Annotated in this window: 20 protein-coding genes and 2 pseudogenes; 14 read left to right on the top strand and 8 right to left on the bottom strand. The window is 60.4% G+C overall.

What is annotated here, in order from left to right; all coding sequences use genetic code 11:
* Window positions 1–71 precede the first annotated feature (71 nt).
* Entirely contained in the window at window positions 72–1,448 is a 1,377-nt protein-coding gene (locus OU997_RS12955) for an L-serine ammonia-lyase (protein ID WP_267806918.1), read from the top strand.
* Window positions 1,449–1,503: 55 nt separating this feature from the next.
* Complete coding sequence (gcvT, locus tag OU997_RS12950; protein ID WP_267806909.1) at window positions 1,504–2,628, top strand: glycine cleavage system aminomethyltransferase GcvT; 1,125 nt, start codon at window positions 1,504–1,506, stop codon at window positions 2,626–2,628.
* A gap of 43 nt (window positions 2,629–2,671) precedes the next feature.
* Here the strand turns inward: gcvT and OU997_RS12945 are convergent, their stop codons facing one another.
* A complete protein-coding gene (locus OU997_RS12945) occupies window positions 2,672–3,805 on the bottom strand; it encodes a M14 family metallopeptidase (RefSeq protein WP_267806907.1) in 1,134 nt (377 codons plus the stop codon).
* A 168-nt stretch (window positions 3,806–3,973) separates the two neighbouring features.
* Between OU997_RS12945 and OU997_RS12940 the strand changes: the two genes are divergently transcribed.
* Window positions 3,974–4,498, top strand: a complete 525-nt coding sequence (locus tag OU997_RS12940) for a tetratricopeptide repeat protein (RefSeq protein WP_267806905.1) — start codon at window positions 3,974–3,976, stop codon at window positions 4,496–4,498.
* A 7-nt stretch (window positions 4,499–4,505) separates the two neighbouring features.
* Here OU997_RS12940 and OU997_RS12935 read toward each other — a convergent pair whose 3' ends face one another.
* Entirely contained in the window at window positions 4,506–4,811 is a 306-nt protein-coding gene (locus OU997_RS12935) for a hypothetical protein (protein WP_108485821.1), read from the bottom strand.
* A 71-nt stretch (window positions 4,812–4,882) separates the two neighbouring features.
* Window positions 4,883–5,875 (bottom strand): TerC family protein, encoded by a 993-nt coding sequence (locus OU997_RS12930; protein WP_267806904.1) that lies wholly within the window; start codon window positions 5,873–5,875, stop codon window positions 4,883–4,885.
* Window positions 5,876–6,618: 743 nt separating this feature from the next.
* On the opposite strand from OU997_RS12930, the gene OU997_RS12925 reads away from it, so the two are divergent.
* The gene (locus OU997_RS12925; protein WP_108485864.1) at window positions 6,619–6,831 is read left to right on the top strand and encodes a hypothetical protein; all 213 of its coding nucleotides are present in this window, start codon (window positions 6,619–6,621) and stop codon (window positions 6,829–6,831) included.
* A gap of 43 nt (window positions 6,832–6,874) precedes the next feature.
* On the opposite strand, the gene OU997_RS12920 is transcribed toward OU997_RS12925, so the two are convergent.
* On the bottom strand, window positions 6,875–8,374 hold the full coding sequence (locus tag OU997_RS12920) for a helicase HerA-like domain-containing protein (RefSeq protein WP_108485819.1): 1,500 nt from the start codon (window positions 8,372–8,374) through the stop codon (window positions 6,875–6,877).
* A 126-nt stretch (window positions 8,375–8,500) separates the two neighbouring features.
* Here OU997_RS12920 and OU997_RS21030 point away from each other — a divergent pair.
* Together OU997_RS21030 and OU997_RS21025 are read left to right on the top strand one after the other, a co-directional pair.
* A pseudogene (locus OU997_RS21030) lies at window positions 8,501–9,520 on the top strand (cache domain-containing protein); the annotation flags it as partial.
* 93 nt (window positions 9,521–9,613) lie between these two features.
* Window positions 9,614–10,378, top strand: a complete 765-nt coding sequence (locus OU997_RS21025; RefSeq protein ID WP_371920636.1) for a methyl-accepting chemotaxis protein — start codon at window positions 9,614–9,616, stop codon at window positions 10,376–10,378.
* 44 nt (window positions 10,379–10,422) lie between these two features.
* Here the strand turns inward: OU997_RS21025 and OU997_RS12910 are convergent, their stop codons facing one another.
* The 3 genes and pseudogenes from OU997_RS12910 to purU form a co-directional block, all read right to left on the bottom strand.
* Window positions 10,423–10,599, bottom strand: a complete 177-nt coding sequence (locus OU997_RS12910; RefSeq protein WP_177479925.1) for a hypothetical protein — start codon at window positions 10,597–10,599, stop codon at window positions 10,423–10,425.
* A gap of 12 nt (window positions 10,600–10,611) precedes the next feature.
* A pseudogene (locus OU997_RS12905) lies at window positions 10,612–11,015 on the bottom strand (CBS domain-containing protein).
* Window positions 11,016–11,055: 40 nt separating this feature from the next.
* Window positions 11,056–11,907, bottom strand: a complete 852-nt coding sequence (gene purU, locus OU997_RS12900; protein ID WP_108490686.1) for a formyltetrahydrofolate deformylase — start codon at window positions 11,905–11,907, stop codon at window positions 11,056–11,058.
* A gap of 304 nt (window positions 11,908–12,211) precedes the next feature.
* Here purU and mvaT point away from each other — a divergent pair, with 304 nt between their 5' ends.
* Entirely contained in the window at window positions 12,212–12,586 is a 375-nt protein-coding gene (mvaT, locus tag OU997_RS12895) for a histone-like nucleoid-structuring protein MvaT (protein ID WP_090248939.1), read from the top strand.
* Between the two features lie 158 nt (window positions 12,587–12,744).
* Here the strand turns inward: mvaT and sbcB are convergent, their stop codons facing one another.
* A complete protein-coding gene (gene sbcB, locus OU997_RS12890) occupies window positions 12,745–14,175 on the bottom strand; it encodes an exodeoxyribonuclease I (protein WP_267809903.1) in 1,431 nt (476 codons plus the stop codon).
* 171 nt (window positions 14,176–14,346) lie between these two features.
* Here sbcB and OU997_RS12885 point away from each other — a divergent pair, with 171 nt between their 5' ends.
* The 7 genes from OU997_RS12885 to OU997_RS12855 all read left to right on the top strand — a co-directional run bounded on the left by OU997_RS12885 (window position 14,347) and on the right by OU997_RS12855 (window position 22,189).
* Window positions 14,347–15,108 carry a hypothetical protein gene (locus OU997_RS12885; RefSeq protein WP_267806902.1) on the top strand — a complete coding sequence of 254 codons (762 nt, stop codon included), beginning with the start codon at window positions 14,347–14,349 and terminating at the stop codon, window positions 15,106–15,108.
* Between the two features lie 92 nt (window positions 15,109–15,200).
* A complete protein-coding gene (locus OU997_RS12880; protein ID WP_267806901.1) occupies window positions 15,201–15,923 on the top strand; it encodes an RDD family protein in 723 nt (240 codons plus the stop codon).
* Window positions 15,920–16,900 carry a stage II sporulation protein M gene (locus tag OU997_RS12875; RefSeq protein ID WP_108487028.1) on the top strand — a complete coding sequence of 327 codons (981 nt, stop codon included), beginning with the start codon at window positions 15,920–15,922 and terminating at the stop codon, window positions 16,898–16,900. Before OU997_RS12880 ends, OU997_RS12875 begins: the two co-directional genes overlap by 4 nt.
* Entirely contained in the window at window positions 16,887–18,470 is a 1,584-nt protein-coding gene (locus OU997_RS12870; protein ID WP_267806900.1) for a DUF4129 domain-containing protein, read from the top strand. Before OU997_RS12875 ends, OU997_RS12870 begins: the two co-directional genes overlap by 14 nt.
* On the top strand, window positions 18,467–19,714 hold the full coding sequence (locus OU997_RS12865) for a DUF4350 domain-containing protein (protein ID WP_267806899.1): 1,248 nt from the start codon (window positions 18,467–18,469) through the stop codon (window positions 19,712–19,714). Before OU997_RS12870 ends, OU997_RS12865 begins: the two co-directional genes overlap by 4 nt.
* Window positions 19,711–20,817, top strand: a complete 1,107-nt coding sequence (locus OU997_RS12860) for an AAA family ATPase (RefSeq protein WP_267806898.1) — start codon at window positions 19,711–19,713, stop codon at window positions 20,815–20,817. The genes OU997_RS12865 and OU997_RS12860 overlap by 4 nt, the downstream gene beginning before the upstream one ends.
* 40 nt (window positions 20,818–20,857) lie before the next feature.
* Entirely contained in the window at window positions 20,858–22,189 is a 1,332-nt protein-coding gene (locus OU997_RS12855) for a DUF58 domain-containing protein (RefSeq protein WP_267806897.1), read from the top strand.
* The last annotated feature ends 54 nt before the right edge of the window (window positions 22,190–22,243 follow it).

Genomic DNA, 22,243 nt, shown 5'->3' with positions numbered 1-22,243 from the left:
TACCCCGTCACTGTTGTGTTTGAGTGCCGGTCTAAGCTGAACAGTTGAAGAGCCACAACGTGGAGCGAATCATGTCACTCAGCGTTTTTGACCTGTTCAAGATCGGCATTGGCCCCTCCAGCTCACATACCGTGGGCCCGATGCGTGCCGCTGTGCGCTTTGCCGAAGGTTTGCTCCGCGATGAGCTGCTAAGCAACACCACAAGCATCAAGGTTGAGCTGTATGGCTCACTCGGCGCCACAGGCAAGGGCCATGGCAGTGACAAAGCCGTGCTGCTCGGCCTGGAAGGCGAACAGCCGGACACGGTCGACACCCGCAACGTTGACGCGCGCCTGGCGGCGATTCGCAGCAAGGGCGAACTCAAGCTGCTCGGCGAAAAGCCCATCCATTTTGTCGAGAAGCAGCATCTGGCGATGATCCGCAAGCCGCTGCCCTTCCATCCCAACGGCATGATCTTTCGCGCCTTCGACGCCGCCGGCTTGCAGATCCGCTCACGCGAGTACTACTCGGTGGGGGGCGGCTTCGTGGTCGATGAACAAGCCGCCGGAACCGACCGGATTGTCGAAGACAGCACCGTGCTGCAATACCCCTTTACCACCGGCAAGCAGCTGCTGGCCCACTGCGCCGAACACAGCCTGAGCATCAGTCAGGTGATGCTGGCCAATGAAGCCGCCTGGCGACCGGAAGCCGAGACCCGCGCGCGTCTGCTGCAGATCTGGCAGGTGATGCAGGACTGCGTCAGCGCCGGCTGCCGCACCGAAGGCATCATGCCCGGCGGGCTCAAGGTCAAACGCCGCGCCGCCGACCTGCACCGGCAACTGTGCCAGCACCCGGAAGCCAGCCTGCGCGACGCATTGAGCGTGCTCGACTGGGTCAACCTCTACGCCCTGGCGGTAAACGAGGAAAACGCCAGCGGTGGCCGCGTGGTGACCGCTCCCACCAACGGCGCGGCCGGGATCGTGCCGGCGGTGCTGCATTACTACAGCCGCTTTATCCCCGGCGCCAACGACGACGGCGTGGTGCGTTTTCTGCTCACCGCCGCCGCCATCGGCATCCTTTACAAAGAGAACGCCTCGATCTCCGGCGCCGAAGTCGGCTGTCAGGGCGAAGTCGGCGTGGCCTGCTCAATGGCTGCGGGGGCCTTGTGTGAAGTGCTCGGCGGCAGCGTCAATCAGGTGGAGAACGCCGCCGAAATCGGCATGGAACACAACCTCGGCCTGACCTGCGATCCCATTGGCGGTCTGGTGCAAGTGCCGTGCATCGAACGCAACGCCATGGGTTCGGTAAAGGCCATCAACGCCGCACGCATGGCCCTGCGCGGCGACGGCCAGCACTTTGTCTCGCTGGATAAAGTGATCCGCACCATGCGCCAGACGGGTGCCGACATGAACAACAAGTACAAGGAAACCGCTCGCGGCGGTCTGGCCGTCAATATTGTCGAGTGTTAACGCCTCGACCCTGAATCTCTATCCGTCATACAGACACTTAGCTTTGGAGAACCGCATGACCACCGAACCCCTGGCGAAAACCCCGCTCCACGCCCTGCATCTCGAACTGGGCGCACGCATGGTGCCGTTCGCCGGCTACGACATGCCGGTGCAATACCCGCTGGGTGTGATGAAGGAGCACCTGCACACCCGCGACGCCGCCGGCCTGTTCGATGTGTCGCACATGGGGCAGATCGTCCTACGCGGCGCAGAGGCTGCCAAAGCCCTGGAAACCCTGGTGCCGGTGGACATCATCGACCTGCCCGTGGGTCTGCAACGCTACGCCATGTTCACCGATGAAAACGGTGGCATCCTTGATGACCTGATGGTCGCCAACCTGGGTAACGATACGCTGTTCCTCGTGGTCAACGCCGCCTGCAAGGACCAGGACCTGGCTCACCTGCAACAGCACATTGGCAGCCAGTGCGAAATCGAAAGCCTGTTCGAAACTCGCGCTCTGTTAGCGTTGCAAGGCCCGAAAGCCGTCGATGTACTGGCGCGCCTGGCCCCAGAAGTGGCGAAAATGACCTTTATGCAATTCGCCCCGGTGCGCCTGCTGGGTGTCGACTGCTACGTCAGCCGCTCCGGTTATACCGGTGAAGACGGCTTCGAAATCTCTGTGCCGAGCGAGCACACCGAAACCCTGGCGCGCAGCCTGCTGGCCGAAGCAGAAGTCGAAGCCATCGGCCTCGGCGCGCGCGACTCGCTGCGCCTGGAAGCGGGCCTGTGCCTGTACGGCCATGACATGAGCACCAGCACCACGCCGATCGAGGCCAGTCTGCTGTGGGCCATGTCCAAGCCACGCCGCGCCGACGGCGCACGCGCGGGTGGTTTCCCCGGTGCCGAGCGGATCTTCGCCCAGCAACAGCAAGGCGTGGCCAGCAAGCGCGTCGGCCTGCTGCCGCAGGAACGTGTACCGGTACGTGAAGGCGCGGAAATCGTCGATGCCGACGGCAATGTGATCGGTTCAGTGTGCAGTGGCGGCTTCGGCCCGACCCTGGCTGCTCCAGTGGCCATGGGCTATGTGCAGAGCAGCCATATCGCCGTGGATACCGAGGTATGGGCCATGGTACGTGGCAAGCGCGTAGCGATGAAAGTGGCGAAAACGCCGTTTGTACCGCAGCGCTACTACCGCGGCTGAAACAGCCTAAAAGCAGCCCGGCTTTCCCCGGGCTGCTGGTCTGCTACTCGCGCAGCTGCCCGACCATCGCGGCAGCCACGCTGAGCACATCCTTGCCCAGCTGCTTGGAACGCGCGCCGTTCCATCCCGTGCTCGGGTTAGGTCGATCGTCGTGATCCTTGAACGGCATCTCGATGGTAAATGCCAGACAATCGAACTCCAGCCCTACGGCATTGCAGGCCAGCGTGGTATTGGCCTGGCCGGGCTCATCCCGCGGGTAGCCAAAGGCCGTCTGGAACTCAGCCCCGCGCTGCACAAGCAACTGCTTGAACTGCTCTTCGAGCCGCTCCAGACGCGGGCTGTAGCCGGGGTTGCCCTCACAGCCCGCAGCGAAAACGTGAGGAATCTCCTCATCACCGTGGATATCCAGAAACAGATCCACACCCACCGCACGCATCTGCTGCAGGACGAAGTACACCTCGGGGCTGTCCGCCTCAGTGGCTGACTGCCACGCGCGGTTAAGGTCGCGACCGGCATAGTTGGTGCGCAGGTGGCCACGGTAGGCACCATCCGGATTCATGTTCGGCACCAGGTACAACTCAGCCTGCTCCAACAGCGCGTTCAGCTCGGCGTCATCCGCCTGCTGCAGGCGCTCGATCAACCCTTCCATAAACCATTCAGCCATGTGCTCGCCGGGGTGCTGCTGGGCAATCAACCAAATCTTGCGCGGTGCCTGTGGATTACGGCGGATGCGCAGCACCTCGATGGCGCGCCCTTCAATACTACGTCCCGTGGCAAACAGTTCAGCCCCGGCCAAACGCTGCGCATCGGCAATCAGCTGGTCATGCCGCGCCCGGCTGTAAGGCTCGAAGTAGGCAAACCAGACCTGCGCCTGTTGCGGCTCAATGTCGAAGTTCAGCGCGCCCGCGTCAAAGCGGCTGGGCACTCGAAACCAGGTACGCTGATCATAGGACGCCACCGCGTGGTAGCCGCTCCAGGCATTCTTGTACGACGACTGCCCGGCATTGCTCAGGCTGAAGCCGTAACGCTGGCCCGGCTGCACGCCCTCGACCTTGAAATGGAACCACTGAAAATGCGCGCTGTTGAGATCAGGACGAATCGCCAGCTGTACTTGCTGTGGGTTGCTGGCGTCGATGACCTCAATGTTGCCGCTGTCGAAATTGGAGCTGATCTGCATGGGTGCCTCGCAGGCCGGTGGTGGCAATTGGCTGCAAGAATCGCAGCTCTCCCCACGCAAGGAAACGCAGCAGGCGACAAACTGATATGAATTGCACACGGGCGCAACTTGCCGGCGCACGGGCAGTCTGCTGTTAACGACCGACTCAGGTACAGGAGAACACCGCACATGGCCCTTCGTTATCTACTCACAACACTGCTGTGCAGCGGCCTGTTGCTCGGCGGTTGCGCCAGCGCACCCACCCCTCAGCCGCCGGAAACCCAGACCGATAGCGGGCAGAACGATACCGCCGCGGCCCAGGCCGACCTGCGCCGCCAGGCCAATCGTGGCGACCTCGACAGCCAGTTCCAACTTGGCAGCCTGTACTTTGTCAGTCAGCCCAAAGACCTCAAGCAGGCAGAGCACTGGTGGAAACAGGCCGCCGACAAGGGTCACGCCATGGCGGCCGTAAGTCTGGCCTACCTGTACACCGGTCGCGACAATCGGCAGTTTCACAACCCGCAGCAGATGCTCAAATACCTGAACCAGTCGGCGGCCGGCGATAACCCGATGGCTCAGCACATCCTCGGCAACCTTTACCTGACGGGCGAGCAAGGCGTACCGAGTGATCCACTACAGGCCAGGGCCTTATTCAAGAGTGCCTGCCAGCAGAACTACGCGCCCAGTTGCGAGGCGCTGCGCAAGACACCCTGAGCGGCACTCAGGTTTCAACCGCCGAGTTATCGACCGGCTCCGCTGAGTCGCCAGCTGACGGCTGCTCTTTCGACGCGTCGTCCGGCTGCGCATCCTCGGCGGGCTTGCCCAGCCATTCATTGGTCGACTGCTGGACGCCATCCACCTGTTTGTTGAGTTGCTGCAGGGTCTCATCAACCGCTTCGCGGGCTACATCCTGCACCGCTTGTTCCGCCTTCTCGGCCAGCTTCTGCGCCGACTGCTCGGCAGCATCACAACCGACCAGGCCTGCCAGTACCAGCCCCAGGGCCGTCATTTGCAGCGCTTTGTTCATCACGGTCTCCATTACTCTGTGTTGCCAATTTGATGGGTGGCAGCCGACGGGCGGCCGCCACCGGTTTGCATTCAGATCTGCGGTTCAGCCGGGGCTTGGCCACGGGTTTTCCACAGCGACAGCAGCACACCACCCAACAGCAGACCCAGGGTCACGCTCAAGGAAATGACAGCCGGAATCTTGCCGATAATGCCAACCAGGAAGATCTTGCCGCCGATAAACACCAGCACCAGCGCCAGAGCGTACTTGAGGTAGGCAAAGCGGTGAATCATCGCTGCCAGGGCGAAATACAACGCACGCAGGCCCAGGATGGCGAAGATGTTCGAGGTGTAGACGATGAAGGGGTCCTGGGTGATGGCGAAGATCGCCGGCACGCTGTCAACCGCGAACACCAGGTCGGCCAGCTCGATCAGGATCAGCGCCAGGAACAGCGGCGTCACCCACAGCTTGAGCTTGCCGCTGGCATCCGGCTGCCGTACGAAGAAGCGTTGATCGTGCAGACGGTCGGTCACCGGCAGGTGGTTGCGCAGCCAGTTGACGAAGCGATTATTCGAGAGATCGGGCTCGTCGTCGACCTTGGAGAACAGCATCTTCACGCCGGTCAGCAGCAGGAAGGCGCCGAACACGTAGAGAATCCAGTCGAACTCGCTGATCAAAGCGGCACCCAGGCCGATCATGATGGCGCGCAGGACGATCACGCCCAGAATACCCCAGAACAGCACGCGGTGCTGATAGCGGCGGGGGATGGCCAGGAAGCTGAAGATCAGGGCAATCACGAAAACGTTGTCCATGGACAACGATTTCTCGATCAGGAAGCCGGTGAGGTAATCCATGCTGGCATCGCCGCCTTTCTGGAAGAACACCCAGACGGAGAACAGCAGACCCATGGAGATATAGCCAGCGGAAAGCATCAAGCTTTCCTTGACGCCGATTTCGCGTTCATCGCGGTGCAGAACCCCCAGATCGAAGGCCAGCAGGGTGATTACTACAGCGAGGAACGAGAGCCACAGCCAGGTGGCGGTGCCGAGGAAGTCGGCGAAAAGAAACGTTTCTAGGGCAGTCATGAGCCCCTCCTCTAAGTGTCGAAGTTGTACAAACTGCAACTCCGACATGGCAGCGGTTAGCTGTCAGAGGGGCCCGGCGTTGCGGAGGGAAATATAGAGAGGCGCATGGATTTCCTCAATCGCACAGAGGTTGCAAGGTATTTCACAACAACGGCCGGCGTGTTACGCAACCACACTGGCAGGCATGACGCCGCATGTCGCATGCCATATTGGGGCGCCCACAACCGACTATCTGGATGTAATCTCCCCAAAGCCCCAACACCCGGAATTATTCCGTGCACCCGCTCGCCACTGAATACCTCACAGCCTAACCGGCATTTAGGGCCGTTGTGCACACAGCCCCTAATAATGGGCAATCTTTCGAATAACTGCAGCATCACGCTGTAAACCTGGCGTCAATTTTAATTTAGAAAAATACTTAAAAATCAAGCAGATATAGGATTAGTAGAAATGCAGCATTGAATAAATCCGCCACCCTACAGCAACAACCCTGCGGCGTTATGCCCCGCTGCCCTCATCCCAGCGGGCTGGACATTTAACTCGGCATCGCCATAATTACCCGGCGCGCTACAAGCAGCCCTTTAAATAACGCATTAAAGAGTTCACATACGGCGTTAATAGCCCCTGAGACTATTCACCCGCTTCAATAAGCGCGCAGGTTAAACCTTATTGGCCGCTTCAAATGCTCAGGCAAACACCTGACATTCAGCCAACACTTCTGCTTCAAGACCATGGGTAACTACGTGACGAAAGACGAACTGCGCGCTGAACTCGAGCGCCAGGCGCAGCGTTACAAGGATGTTTACGGCGGGGAAGTCATCACCTACGCCGCTCAACCGGACCCCGAGCGCAAGCCATGGCGCAAGAAGGCCAACCTTCTTGACCAAGCGTTTGAAAAAGAACTGGAAAAAATCGAAAAAGAACTGTGCAGCAAAGCCGACGAGGCCGCCAGCTGACGCAAGGTCCGCAGGCCATCCCCGTAAGGGGATGGCCTGGTATTCAACGCCCTTTGCCGCCCATCAACGAGCCCAACAGGCCACGTACCAACTGCCGACCAATCTGGTTGGCGGCTTGGCGCATGGCGGTTTTCATCACCTGACTGGCCAAGCCACCCAGCAGCTCGCCCGCTGCACTGCCCAGGCTGTTGCCCTCGGTTTTTTTGCTGGCGGCGCCGGGTTCGGCCTCTGCTGCATGCTGCTCGGCAGCCTGCTCGGCGCGTGCCATCAACAATTCATAGGCCGACTCACGGTCGATCGGTCGGTCATAGCGCCCAAGCAGCGGCGATTGACGAATCAACGCGGCACGCTCGCTTTCACTCAGCGGCCCAATCCGCGATTGCGGCGGCGCCACCGCAACTCGCTGCACCATGGCAGGGGTACCCTTGATTTCCAGCGTACCGACCAGCGCTTCACCAATGCCCAGTTCGGTCAGCACCGCCAGGGTGTCGATACTTGGATTGGGGCGGAAACCGTCCGCCACCGCACGCAACGATTTCTGCTCTTTCGCGGTAAAAGCGCGCAGACCATGCTGAATACGCAACCCCAACTGAGCCAACACGGCATCTGGCAGATCGCCCGGCGACTGAGTGACGAAGTAGACACCCACACCCTTCGAGCGGATCAAGCGCACCACTTGCTCCAGGCGCTCCTGCAAGGCCTTGGGTGTGTCGGCAAACAGCAGGTGCGCCTCATCGAAGAACAGCACCAGCAGTGGCTTATCGGCATCGCCACGCTCCGGCAGCTGCTCGAACAGTTCCGCCAGAAGCCAAAGCAGGAAGGTCGCATAGACCTTCGGTGCCTCATGCACCAAGCGGCTGGCATCCAGCAGGTGAATGCGCCCGCGACCGTCTCGGTCAGGGTGCAGAATGTCTTCCAACTGCAGCGCAGGCTCGCCAAACAACGCCTCGGCGCCTTGCTGCTCCAGCCCGGCCAGCTTGCGCAGCAGGGCCTGTGAGGAGGTCGCGGTAAACAGCGCACTGTCTTCACCAAGCACTTCAGGGTGATTTTTCAGGTGCGCGAGCAACGCCTTGAGGTCTTTCAGATCAAGCAGCAGCAAGCCCTCGCGGTCCGCCACTTTGAACGCCGCATAAAGGGCCGCCTGCTGGCTGTCGGTCAACTCCAGCAGCGCGCCCAGCAGCAGCGGGCCCATCTCGCTGAGCGTGGTGCGCAGCGGGTGGCCGCTCTTGCCTTGCACATCCCACAGGGTTACCGGATAAGCACTCGGCCGATGATTGAGCCAGGGCATGCTGGCGATCCGCTCGGCCACCTTACCTTGAGGTGTACCGGCCGCCCCCAGGCCACAGAGATCGCCTTTGACATCGGCGGCAAACACCGCCACGCCAGCATCGCTGAAGGTTTCGATCAAGCGCTGCAACGTCACGGTTTTACCGGTGCCCGTGGCACCGGCAATCAGCCCGTGACGATTCGCCAGACGCAGGGCCTGGCCGACCGACAGGCCCTGCGGATCTCCGCCAATAATGAACTCAGCGCCTTCTGCCATCTTGTTATCTCCGAAGTTAAAGCTTTACTTCAATCAAGCCGACAAAGTGAGCACGCGCGCTCAGCAGCCATGCATTGCCCGCATCAGCACAAGACTGATGCCAGACCTTAACGGACGCAAGAAGCCATGACCAACAACCTGAAATTCAGCCACAAGATCCTATTGGCAGCCTCACTGGTAGTCATCGCTGCATTCTCGTTATTCACCCTCTACAACGACTACCTGCAGCGCAATGCCATCCGAGAGGATCTGGAAAGTTACCTGAAAGAGATGGGCAATGTGACGGCAAGCAACATTGCCAACTGGTTGTCCGGTCGCATCCTGTTAGTGGAAAACGTTGCCCAATCGGTAGCCAATGACTCCTCGAAAGAGGGCCTGGTTAGCCTGCTGGAACAGAAAGTGCTGGCCTCCACATTTGCCTTTACCTACCTGGGCAGCGCCGATGGTAGTTTCACCATGCGCCCCAATGAAGAAATGCCGGCCGACTACGACCCTCGCCAACGCCCCTGGTACAAAGACGCTATGGCTGCCGGTGGCAGCACCTTGACCGAACCCTATATCGATGCAGCCACGGGCGAGCTGATCATCACCATCGCCACTCCGGCCAAGTCAGCGGGCGTGGTGGGTGGCGACCTGAGCCTCAACACCTTGGTCGAAATCATCAACTCGCTGGACTTTGCCGGCATGGGGTATGCCTTTCTGATCAGCGCTGACGGCAAGATTCTGGTGCACCCGGATAAAGCTTTGGTAATGAAGAACCTCAGCGATATCTATCCCCAAAACACGCCGACCATCAGCGGCGACGTCAATGAGGCTGAACTCGACGGCGAAGGCAGAATTCTGACGTTCGCCCCGGTAAAAGGACTGCCGTCCGTGAACTGGCATGTGGGGCTGTCGATCGATCAGGGCAAGGCTTATGCAATGCTCAGCGAATTTCGGGCCTCCGCCATCATTGCAACCCTTATTGCGGTAGTTCTCATCATGTTGCTGCTCAGCATGTTGATCAGCGTCCTGATGCAGCCACTGAATGTGATGGGTAAAGCCATGGAGGACATAGCACAGGGAGAGGGCGATCTGACCAAACGCCTAAGCATTCAATCGCAAGACGAATTCGGCCGCCTGGCCAGCGCATTCAACCAGTTTGTGGAACGTATCCACAGTTCGATTCGCGAGGTGTCCTCAGCAACCAGCCAGGTCAACGAAGTGGCCAAACTGGTGGTAGGAGCCTCCAACTCATCGATGATCAACTCAGATGAACAGGCCAGCCGGACCAACAGCGTTGCAGCCGCCATCAATGAGCTGGGCGCAGCGGCTCAGGAAATTGCGCGTAATGCCGCTGATGCCTCTAATCAGGCATCTGACGCCCGCCAGCTTGCCGAGGACGGCCGCCAGGTAGTGGAAAAAACCATTCAGGCAATGAACGAGCTGTCCGGCAAGATCAGCGCCTCCTGCGGCAATATCGAAACACTCAACAGCAAGACAGTAAACATCGGGCAGATTCTCGAAGTGATCAAGAGTATCTCCCAACAAACCAACCTGCTGGCCCTAAACGCGGCCATTGAGGCTGCCCGCGCCGGCGAGGCAGGCAGGGGCTTCGCGGTGGTCGCCGACGAGGTACGCAACCTCGCGCACCGCACCCAAGAATCAGCACAGGAAATCGAGAAGATGATCGAAGAGCTGCAAGTAGGCTCACGCGAGTCGGTCATCACCATGACCGAGAGCCAGCGCTACAGCGAAGAAAGCGTCGAAATCGCCAATCAGGCCGGTTCGCGCTTGAGTAGCGTCACGGAGCGGATTGGTGAGATCGATGGCATGAACCAATCTGTAGCGACCGCCACTGAAGAGCAGACTTCAGTCATCGAAGCGCTGAACATGGACATTACTGAAATTAACACCCTCAACCAGGAGGGCGTGGAAAACCTTAACGCCACCCTGCGCGCTTGCGGTGACTTGGAACAACAGGCCCAGCGGCTCAAGCATCTGGTCGACAGCTTCCGTATTTGACCCTTCGGGCAAAACTGACGGGGCGCCAATCCAGCGCCCCGTAGTTATTCTTGTTGATCGGTTTCCTCAGATGGTTGCTGCAGCTTGCGCCACAACTCGGCAGCATCGACAAACTCTGCACCATCTTCCGCGCTCAGCGCCCGCGGGTCGTAACGCTGAGTACACCCCTCCCCCAGAATCGGCGGTGCAACAGCAATAGCTCTTTCGAGTGGATCACTCATGGCTCTCGCGCCTCAGCTAATCAACACACGCCCCTCGTCATGCTGGGCAAATTCCTTCACGGCACGCAATACACCGCTCCGGCTAACCTGACCGATCAGCCGCCCGCCCTCAACTACAGGAAGACGCCGCCGGCCACGCAGGAAACGCTCGGAAATCTCGATGATATCGGCCTCGGGCGAAATCACCTCGACATCCGTGGTCATGTACGAACTGACATCACCACCAGCCGACTCGTAATAAGCGCCGGTTAAAATGCTGCGCAGACAGTCCCCTTCCGACAACAGCCCCACCAGATGACCCTGGCCGTCGACTATCGGAGCACCGGAAATACGGTGCTCCGATAAACGATTGATGGCGGACGAAAAGTCATCAGATTACGGGTCATGTAGTCACGCACTTTGATTGACTTGAGCATCAGCACATCCTCTTGGCGTGCCCTGAACCGCGGTGAGCACTCAGTCGAACACCACTGTCTTGTTGTCGTGCACCAGCACTCGATCCTCCAAGTGATAGCGTAGACCACGGGACAGCACCATCTTCTCCACATCCTTACCCAGGCGCACCATCTCTTCGATGCTGTCACGGTGGCTGACGCGTACCACGTCTTGCTCGATGATCGGTCCGGCGTCCAGTTCTTCAGTAACGTAGTGCGAGGTCGCACCAATCAGTTTGACCCCACGTAGCGAGGCTTGGTGATAGGGCTTGGCCCCGACGAAAGAGGGTAAAAAGCTGTGATGGATGTTGATCACACGCTGGGAGAACTCCGCGCACAACTGCGCCGGAAGTATCTGCATGTAACGAGCGAGAACGATCACATCGGCATTGTGCACGTTGATCAGACGCTCAACTTCATCAAACGCTGGCTGCTTGTCCTGCGGATTGACTGGTACATGGAAATACGGGATGTCGTGCCATTCGACCATGCTCCGTAAATCATCATGGTTGGAGATCACGCAGGGGATATCGCAATCGAGCTCATCGCTGTGCCAGCGGTGCAGCAGATCGGCCAGGCAGTGTGACTCGCGACTGGCCATCAGCACCACGCGTTTCTTCTGCGCGGAGTCGGTCACACGCCACTCCATGGAGAACTCGCGAGCAATCGGCGCAAAGGCCTGGCGAAACCCATCCAGATCAAAAGGCAAAGAATCGGCGCGAATCTCGTGGCGCATAAAGAACCAGCCACTCTGATTATCCGAATGGTGGCTCGCTTCAGTAATCCAGCCGTTATAAGTGGCCAGAAAATTACTGACCTTAGCCACAATCCCAACCCGATCCGGACAGGCAATGACCAATCGAAAAGTACGCATCAGCGGCTCCAGCACGCAAATAAAGTCGCACATTCTAGTCACTGCGCAGAAAAACTGCAGTACCCGCCAGGGCCGTGCTAGCGCCACTCACGGTTCAGCATATGTAAAGAACTGCAACTAAGCGCCAGCGCGGAACTAATCCGAATGACCGCAAATAATCAGCAATCTAGAATTAGTCCACGCGTGTACGCACAACTTAACAATACAATTCATGAAAAATACCGATAAAGCGGTTTACTTGTGAAAAGTGCCTGACTACTATTGCTATCACTTAATCGCCAACCCCGAATACAGGTACCCCAACATGTCGTTGATCAACGAATACCGCGCCACAGAAGAAGCCATCAAAGAACTGCAAGACCGCCTGAAAAATCTGTCGCAAGACGACAAGCTGAAAAAAGAATTGGAATTCGAAGGCAAACTGCGCGCACTGATGGGCGAATACCAGAAGTCGCTGCGTGACATCATTGCCATGCTTGACCCAGAAGCCAAAGGCAGCAAAATCACCCGCGCCGCCAAAACAACTGGCACCAAACGCGCCCGCAAAGTTAAACAGTACAAAAACCCGAACACCGGTGAAGTTATCGAAACCAAAGGCGGCAACCACAAAACGCTGAAAGAGTGGAAAGCCAAGTGGGGCGGTGATGTCGTTGAAGGCTGGGCAACCCTGCTGGGCTAAGCTGCACACGCTGACCCTGCTGCACCTAAAAACGCCAGCCCTGCTGGCGTTTTTAATGGGCGGTCATCCATGGCAGCCACTCCACGCGCGCCGCTAGATGGCCGCCGTCATTTTTCCAGGTGCACTTCACTGCAATAGCAGACTATTACCCGTACATATCAGAGGGCATATTGCTGACGCAGGCGCTCAGCATATTCACGCCACTCTTGCAAAACTGCATGCTGCGCAGCATCGACTCCGGCCAATACCTCAGCCAGCGCCTGCTCAAATTGTTCAAGCGTATTCGGTGCGCCATATTGCGGACGACTCAGGCGCTGTTGGCAAAATGTTCGCCAACGTTGCTGCTCATCCGCACTCAAGGTCGTGGAAAAGTTACGCGCACGGTAACGAAACAGCAACTCAGGCAAACGTCCATCATCAAATGGCCAAGCGGCATCAGCCAGACGCTGTGGATCCACACGCCGCACCTGTTCGCACAAACGCCGATCGCGGTCGCCAATAAACCCATCGTACAACTGCTGCTCCGGATCTTCGTTCGGCGTGAATTGTTCTTCGCCATATACCTGCACCAGTTTGTCCCGCCAAACAGCTGCATTAATCTGTAATTGCTTGGCCTGTGCCTGACATGCCGAAAGATCCAGTTGCAAGCGCTGGATATCCTGCGCACGCAGTACATTCATGGGAGCCACAACCGGGCAACGATTGATATGCAGCAACTTCAGCGGCACGGGTAACTCACCCTCAGCCAGCTGCTCGCGGCGCGTATAAAGACGCGTACGCAATGTTTCGGCGGACTCATTGAGCAGCGGCGCGCAGTCGGCCTGCAGATCGCAGACAATCAACGCATTGCGGTTACGCGGATGCCAAGCCAACGGCAAGACCACCGCCAGGAAATGCCGCGCTCCAGCATAGCGCCCGGAGATATGCACCAATGGCTGCAGCAGGCGTATTTGATCCTGCACGCGCTGCTTACTGCGCAGCTGATACAGGTAGTCATAGAGTTTACGCTGTTTGCTGCGCAGCAGGCGCGCCAGGGCAATGGTCGCACGTACGTCGGATAACGCGTCGTGGGCCTGACCGTGCTCGATGCCGTTGGCAGTGGTCAGGCGCTCCAGTTTGAGCGTCACCCGGCCCTCTTCTTCTGGCCAGGTGATGCCTTCAGGGCGCAATGCATAAGCTGTTCGCACCAGATCGATCAGGTCCCAACGGCTATTACCCCCCTGCCACTCACGGGCATAGGGGTCGAAGAAATTGCGGTACAGGCTGTAGCGGGTCACTTCATCATCAAAACGCAAGCTGTTGTAGCCCACCCCGCAGGTACCAGGCTGCGAAAGCTCGACATGCACACGCCCCATAAATTCGGCTTCATCCAGGCCATGCAGCGCCAGCTTGCTCGGGGTAATCCCGGTCACCAGGCAGGCTGCCGGATGCGGCAGGATGTCGTCGCTGGGCTGGCAGTAGATGTTCAGCGGCTCGGCAATTTCATTGAGGTCTTCATCGGTACGAATCCCCGCTACCTGCAGCGGCCGGTCGCGCCGCGGGTCAATACCGGTGGTTTCGTAGTCGTACCAAAAGAGGCTGGAAGTCACTGTCATGTCCTGATGCTGAGGCGCGAGCAGTCTAGCACCCCACCGCCATCACGCAGACAAGCACAGAACCTTGCACCAGCGCACGCCCCGCTTGGGGTCTGCGCCTTGTAGGGCGCCCTGGCGACGACTAAAGTGGGAAACTCAATTAACCACTCTGCACAAGGACGCCCCATGAGTGAGATCAACCCCAGCAATCCCTACGCTGCTCCTGCCAGCGCACTGCAGGAAGCGCCACGCGACAGCCAGGTGCCGAGCATCGAAGAAGCCCTGAGCCGTGGCTATGACTTCACCATCAGCGACTTGCTCAGCGAAGCCTGGCAACGGGTAAAAGGCACCAAAGGCATCATCATCGGTGGTTTCCTGGTTTTTTACGTTGTACTTCTAGCGGCGTCATTTCTGATTGGCGGCTTCTTCGGCATCCTGGGCCTGGTCAGTGACAGTCCGATGCTGGCCGTCGTGGTCGAAATGGTCGTCGGGATCTTCGCCTCAGCACTGGCCTACCCCTTCATGGCCGGGATAAACATGATTGGCATCCGTCGCGCTGCCGACCAACCGATCAGCTTCAACGATATTTTCAGTCACTTCGGCCGCACCATACCGCTGGTAATCACCGCCATTGTCAGCATGCTGCTGATCTACCTCGGCATGATTCTGCTGATCATTCCCGGTCTGTATCTGGCCATCGCCTATATGCTGGCCATTCCTCTGGTGGTCGAGCGCGGTCTGAGCCCCTGGCAAGCCCTGGAAGTCTCACGCAAGGCAATTACCCAGCACTGGTTCAAGGTCTTCGGCCTGTTCCTGTTGCTCGGTCTGATCACCGGTATCAGTGCCATCCCGCTGGGTATCGGCCTGGTCTGGACCATCCCGCTGTTCACCATCGCCATCGGTGTGCTCTACCGCACCATCTTCGGGGTACTGCCGGCACCGCAATAAATAACTCTCTTTGCACCGGCTCAAACGTTTGAGCCGGTTGCTTCCCCGCCTGCTGCTGGCTAGCATCGGGCTTTCCTCGACGCAGTCTGCCGATGTCGCCCACGCCAACCTCTGTTTCAGTCGCCGCCCGCCCGCTGCTGGATACCCGCTATAAGGTGGAAACGCCGGAAGGCATCGACCTGATCCTGCGTCCAGCCGGTGTAGTGCCGCGCGCGCTGGCTTTCAGCATCGACCTGCTGATTCGCGGTGCGCTGCTCGGCGCATTGTTTGCCGTGCTGGCGTTGCTCGGCCAATTCGGTATGGGCCTGGGCACCATCCTGCTGTTTTTGGTGACCTGGTGGTACATGGTGCTGTTTGAAGTGCTCAACCAGGGCCGCTCGCCCGGCAAACAGATGATGGGCTTGCGGGTGATTCATGATGACGGCACGCCGATTGGCTGGGCCGCCTCGCTCACGCGCAACCTGCTGCGTTTCGTCGACATCCTGCCGTTTGGCTACACCCTGGGCATTCTCAGCTGCCTGAATCACCCAGCGTTCAAACGCCTCGGCGATATCGCCGCCGGCACCTTGGTGGTGTACCGCGATAACGCCCCAGCAGCACCCGAGCTGCCGCAAGCCGAGCCTATTCGTGCACCGTTTAGCATGAGCCTGAGTGAGCAACGCGCCCTGCTCAGCTTTGCCGAGCGAGCGCAGAGTCTATCCAGTGCACGGCGTCAGGAGCTGGCAAGCATTCTTGCCGAGCCCTTGCAGGTACCTGCTGAGCAGGCCGAACAGCAGATCCACGGGATTGCCCGTGGCTTGTTGGGGCCGACATGAAACAGAGCCTGTTTGAACACCAGCACCAGGCCGAGTGGCACGCCTTCAATGCGCAGCTCGAAGCCCTTGAGCGCGGCAAGGCCGATAGCCAGCAATGCAAGGCCTTTGCCGCCAACTACCGCAGCCTGTGCCAGCACCTGGCCCTGGCCCAGAGCCGGGGCTATAGCAGCCACCTGATCGAGAAACTGCAGCTGCTGGCCATGCGTGGCCATCAGCAGTTCTATCGCCATCGCAGCCCACTGGGGGCGCAACTGCTCGGGTTTATCCTGGCTGGATTTCCACGCCTGGTGCGTGCCGAGTGGCGTTTTGTCGTGGCCGCCAGCCTGCTGTTCTTCGGCAGCCTGCTGTTGATGGGCACGCTGGTGTATCACTTCCCTGACCTGGTCTACGGGGTGATGGCGCCTGACCAGGTCGGCGAGATGGAAAAGATGTATGACCCCGACGCCAGGCGCATCGGCCGCTTCAGCGAACGCGACTCCGGTGATGACTGGATGATGTTCGGCTACTACATCATGAACAACATCGGCATCGCCTTTCAGACCTTTGCCAGCGGCTTGCTGTTTGGCCTGGGCAGCCTGTTCTTCCTGCTGTTCAACGGCCTGATGATTGGCGCTGTGGCCGGCCATCTAACGCAGATCGGCTACGGTGAAACCTTCTGGTCATTCGTCATCGGCCACGGTTCTTTCGAACTCACGGCCATTGCCCTGGCCGGCGCGGCCGGCCTGAAGCTCGGCTGGGCGCTGCTGGTTCCCGGCCGCCTGCCACGCGGCGAGGCGCTGCGGGTCGCGGCCGGCAGCAGCGTACGGCTGGTCGGTGGGGTGATCGTATTTCTGCTGCTGGCGGCGTTTATCGAGGCCTACTGGTCATCCATGGACCTGGCCAGCCCCGCGATCAAATATGCAGTCGGCGCTGGTCTTTGGCTGCTGGTGCTGGCTTATCTCCTCCTGGCTGGCCGAGGTGCACATGCGCCTGACTGATGCCAGCGTCGCCATCCGCCCCCGTAGCGCCTGGGAAGCCGTCGACCTCGGCGTGTTGCTGGCCAAACAGCATGCTGGCCTGTTGATGCTCAGTTGGGCCTTGGTCACCGTGCCGATTTTCGCCCTGCTGTGCCTGCTGCTGTGGGATTACCCCAGCATCGCCGTACTGATTTTCTGGTGGCTGAAACCGGCTTACGAACGCCTTCCACTGTATATCCTCTCGCATGCCCTGTTCGGCGCTACGCCGAGCCTCAAGCAGGCGCTAAAAGCCTTGCCCGGCCTGCTCAAACCGCAACTGCTGGCCAGCCTGACCTGGCGTCGGCTAAGCCCCACACGCAGCTTCGACCTGCCGGTGATGCAGCTGGAAGGCCTGTCCGGAAAGCCGCGCAGCCAGCGTCTGATCGTCCTCGGCCAGCGTGATGCCGGTGGTGCCAGCTGGCTCACCATCGTCGGCATGCACCTGGAAATGGCGCTGTGGTTTGGCATCATCAGCTTCGTCTACATGCTGCTGCCGGCGCAGATGGAGCTGGACTGGACCTGGGACAGCCTGATCAATGCGGCCTCAGGCGAGTGGCTGTGGCTCGAGCATCTGTCCAACCTGACCTACGTTCTGCTGCTGATCCTCTGGGAACCGATCTACGTCGCCTGCGGCTTCACCCTCTACCTGAATCGCCGTACCGCTCTGGAAGCCTGGGACATCGAACTGGTCTTCCGCCAGCTGCGCCAGCGCCTGACGGGCATGGCTTATGCCCTGCTGCTAGGCTGCGGCCTGCTGCTGATGCAGCTGCCAAACAGCGCCATGGCCTCCGATACCGCAACCGCAAGCAGCTGCCCGCTGCCGGTTGAAGACCCCATGGGGCCAGAAGCCGACCGCCTGCTCAAGCAACCGCTGACCAGCGCCGAAGCCCAAAAAAGCATCGGCCAGCTGCTCGATCAGCCGCCCTTCGAGCACCGTGAAACCGTCACCCGTTGGCGCCTCGGCGAAGAGCCCAAGGAGCCGAGCGAAGAAGACGCCAAGGCCCTGATCGAACTGCTGGAAAAGTTCTTCAAACTTACCGAATTCTGGAAAAGCGTCGATGCTGTGGCGCTGTTCTTCGAGGTGCTGCTGTGGGCGGCACTGTTCAGCCTGATCGCCTGGTTGCTGTGGCGCTACCGCGACTGGCTAAGCGCCTTTGCCGGTCGCCTGCGTTTGCCGCAAGCCCGCACCTATCAGCCACCTGAGCAGCTGTTTGGCCTGGAAGTGGCGCCACAAAGCCTGCCCGCGGATATCCCCGGTGAAGTGGAACGACTCTGGGATGAACAGCCACGCGCCGCACTCGGCCTGCTTTACCGCGCCCTGCTCAGCCGCATGTTGCACGAACAGCGCCTGCCGCTGAAAAGCTCGCACACCGAAGCCGAAGTGCTGCAACTGGTGCAGGCGCTGCAACAAAAAGACCTCAGCCACTTCAGCCAGGCCCTGACCCGCCACTGGCAGAACCTCGCCTACGGCCATCGACTACCGCCCGCGGCACTCAAACAGGGCCTGTGCAATGCCTGGCGACGCCTGTTCGAACAAGGGGCGCAGGCATGAACCGGCGCATTCAGTTTCTCCTCGGTGCCGGACTATTGCTGGTGATCGGTCTGCTCGGCATCTACCTGCTGGGTAAACTCACGCCCTATGAGGAAACCCTCGAACACGGCCCCTCACCCGAGGCCCAAGCCAACCCGTACCTCGCCGCCGAGCACTTTCTGCGTAAACAGGGCCTGCAGGTACAACGCGCCGATGGCCTGGAGGTCATGCAGAACCTGCCGAGCGCCGGCCAGACCCTATTGCTGCTCGGCGACCGCAACCGCATGACGCCCAAGCAGGCCGAACGCCTGCTGGCCTGGACGGCCAAAGGCGGCCACCTGCTGTTTGTCGCCGAGCGGCTGTGGGATGAAGAAGAAGGCAAAAGCGGCGACCTGCTGCTCGACAGCCTGGGCATCCAGCAATACGAAAGTGAAGAGCTTGACGAGGACGCCAGCGAAGCAGCGGAAGAAGACGCCTCAGCAGAGAACACGACTGACGCTGAGCCACAAGCCGAACCGGAGGCTGCGGCAGATGCAACCACTGAGTCAGACAATGCCTACCCGGAGCTGACCCAGCTGTATCTGGAAAACGAAGAGGCGCCGGCCTACTTCAACTTCGACACCGACTTTCACCTCTACGACTCCGAGAACCGCGCCCACGCCTGGGCCAACAGCGACGCAGCCACCCATCTGTTGCAGCTCTACCATGGTGACGGCCTGATCAGCGTGGTCAGCGACAGCTGGATCTGGCAGAACCAGAGCATCGGCGAATACGACAACGCCTGGTTGCTCTGGTACATGACCCAGGACAGCCAGGTTACCCTGCTCTACCGCGCCGACCGCGACGACCTGTTCAGCCTGCTGCTCGAACACTTCCCGCAGGCATTGGCTGCACTCACGCTGTTGCTGGCATTCGGCCTATGGCATCTGGGCATGCGCCAAGGCCCGCTGCTGTTGCCCGCCAGTCGCAATCGCCGCCAGCTGCAGGAACACCTGCGTGGTAGCGCTGACTTCCTCCTGCGCCACAACGGTCAGCACAGCCTGCTACAAGGCTTGCAACAAGACATCCAGCGCCGCGCGCGGCATCGTCACCCCGGTTTCGAACGCCTCGCGGTGGCCGAGCAGTGGCAGGTGCTGAGCCGCCTGACCCGCCAGCCTTCCAGCGTTATCAGCCAAGCCATGCGGCCGTTGCCCAAGCAGCGCCTGGCCGCCGCCGACTTCACCCGCCAGGTCGCCAACCTGCAAACCCTCAGGAATGCCCTATGACGAGCGAACACACCCCCGAACAGCCAGACAGCGACATCGAGTCAGCCCCTGTCGCCGCTGAAACCGTCGAAGCTGCGGCCACCGAAACGCCTGTACCGACCCCAGCACCAGCTGCCCCGGCAGCTGCAGCAGCCAACCCGAATGCGCAGCGCCAGCGCGCCAGCCAGTTGGCTCAGGCACTGCGTGGTGAACTGCAGAAAGCCCTGATCGGCCAGACGGCGGTGATCGACGATGTACTCAGCGCCCTGATCGCCGGCGGCCATGTGCTGGTCGAAGGCGTTCCTGGCCTCGGCAAGACCCTGTTGGTGCGCGCCCTGGCGCGCTGCTTTGGCGGCGAGTTTGCGCGCATCCAGTTCACCCCGGACCTGATGCCCAGCGACGTCACTGGCCACGCCGTGTACGACCTGCAAAGTGAGCAGTTCAAGCTGCGCAAGGGCCCGGTGTTCACCAACCTGCTGCTGGCGGATGAAATCAACCGCGCCCCGGCCAAGACCCAGGCGGCGCTGCTGGAAGTCATGCAGGAACGTCAGGTGACCCTGGAAGGCCGCGCGCTGAATGTGCCGCTGCCGTTTATGGTGCTGGCCACGCAGAACCCGATCGAGCAGGAAGGTACCTACCCGCTGCCGGAAGCCGAGCTCGACCGTTTTATGCTCAAGCTGCGCATGGATTATCCCGAGCAGAGTGAAGAGCTGAACATGGTTCGCCAGGTGGCGCGCTCGAGCAAAGCCGACATGCTCGAAGTCACCCCGCTGCGCACCCTGCTGCAGGCCCGCGATGTACTCGCACTGCAGAAAATTGCCAGTGACCTGCCGATTGATGAACAGGTGCTCGACTACGCCGTACGTATCGCCCGCGCCACCCGCACCTGGCCGGGCCTGGCCATCGGCGCTGGGCCGCGCGCCTCGATTGCCCTGGTGCGCTGCGGCCGCGCCCGTGCGCTGCTGCGCGGCGGTGATTTCGTGCTGCCGGATGACATCAAGGGTTGCGCCCTGGCTGTACTGCGTCACCGCGTGCGATTGTCGCCGGAGTTGGATATCGAAGGCCTGTCGGTGGATCAGGTGCTGCAACAGCTGCTCGACCAGGTTCCGGCACCGCGCCTATGACCCGTACTTGGCAAAAGCCCGCATTGAGAGGCGCCTCCGCATGAAGCCCGCGCGCACGCTGCTGGCGCTGCTCGCCGGTCTGTTCCTTCTCGGCATTGCCCTGGGTATCTGCAGCGCCCTGGGCGTTGCCGTGCCGCGCAGCTTCACCCCGATTTACTGGGGCCTGCTGCTGGTCCTGCTCGGCCTGACGCTGATCGACGCCCTGCTGCTGCGCCAAGTGCCCTCGCCGCGCATCGAGCGCCAGCTACCCGGCAACCTGCCGCTGGGGCGCTGGAGCGAAGTGCGGCTGGATCTGCACCACCGCTACCCCCGTGCGCTACAAGTGGAGGTGTTCGACCATCTGTCCGGCGAGATGGCCTTCGAGCACCTGCCACTCAAGGTCGATCTGCACCCCGGTGAGCAGACGCAGGTCAGCTACCGCGTGCGCCCGCTACTGCGCGGGCATTTCCATTTCCCGCAGTGCGAAGTCAGCCTGCCCAGCCCCATGGGCCTGTGGCACGCCCGCCGTTACCTGCCAGTGGCCGGTGAAACCCGCGTCTACCCGGATTTCGCCCGGCTGTACGGCGCGCAACTGATGGCGGTGGATGACTGGCTAAGCCAGCTTGGCGTACGCCAGCAACAACGCCGCGGCCTGGGTCAGGAATTTCATCAGCTGCGCGAATTCCGCGACGGCGACACCCTGCGGCAGATCGACTGGAAGGCCACCGCGCGCAAACGCACACCGATTGCCCGCGAGTATCAAGATGAGCGCGACCAGCAGATCGTCTTCCTGCTCGACTGCGGCCGCCGCATGCGCAGCCAGGATGGCGAGCTGTCGCATTTCGATCACGCCCTCAACGCGTCGCTGCTGCTGAGCTACGTGGCGCTGCGCCAGGGCGATGCGGTCGGCCTGTCGACCTTTGCCAGCGAGCAGAACCGCTTCCTCGCGCCGGTCAAAGGTCAGGCGCAGCTGAGTGTGCTGCTCAATGCGCTGTACGACCTGCGCAGCACCCAGCAACCGGCCGATTTCACGGCCGCCGTGGAAAACCTGCTCAGCCGTCAACGACGCCGCGCCCTGGTGGTGCTGGTCACCAACCTGCGCGATGAGGATGACCAGGCGCTGCTCGGCGCGGTCAAACGCCTGAGCCGCCAACACCGCGTGCTGGTCGCCAGCCTGCGTGAAGAAGTGTTGGATACCCTACGCCACACCCCGGTGCAGGACCTCTCCAGCGCCCTGGATTACTGCGGCACACTGGACTACCTGAACGCCCGCGCCGGCCTGCACGAACGCCTGATAGCCAACAGGGTGCCGGTACTGGATGCGCGGCCTAGTGAATTGGGACCGCAACTGGTGAGCAGTTATTTGGCCTGGAAAAAAGCCGGCGTGCTGTAAAGCTGATAGAAGCATGGGTAGGTTGGCGTTGAGCGCAGCGAAGCCCAACAGGCA

The sequence above is a fragment of the Pseudomonas sp. SL4(2022) genome, assembly GCF_026625725.1.
Taxonomy (GTDB): domain Bacteria; phylum Pseudomonadota; class Gammaproteobacteria; order Pseudomonadales; family Pseudomonadaceae; genus Aquipseudomonas.
This window is presented reverse-complemented; position numbering and strand designations above follow the sequence as displayed.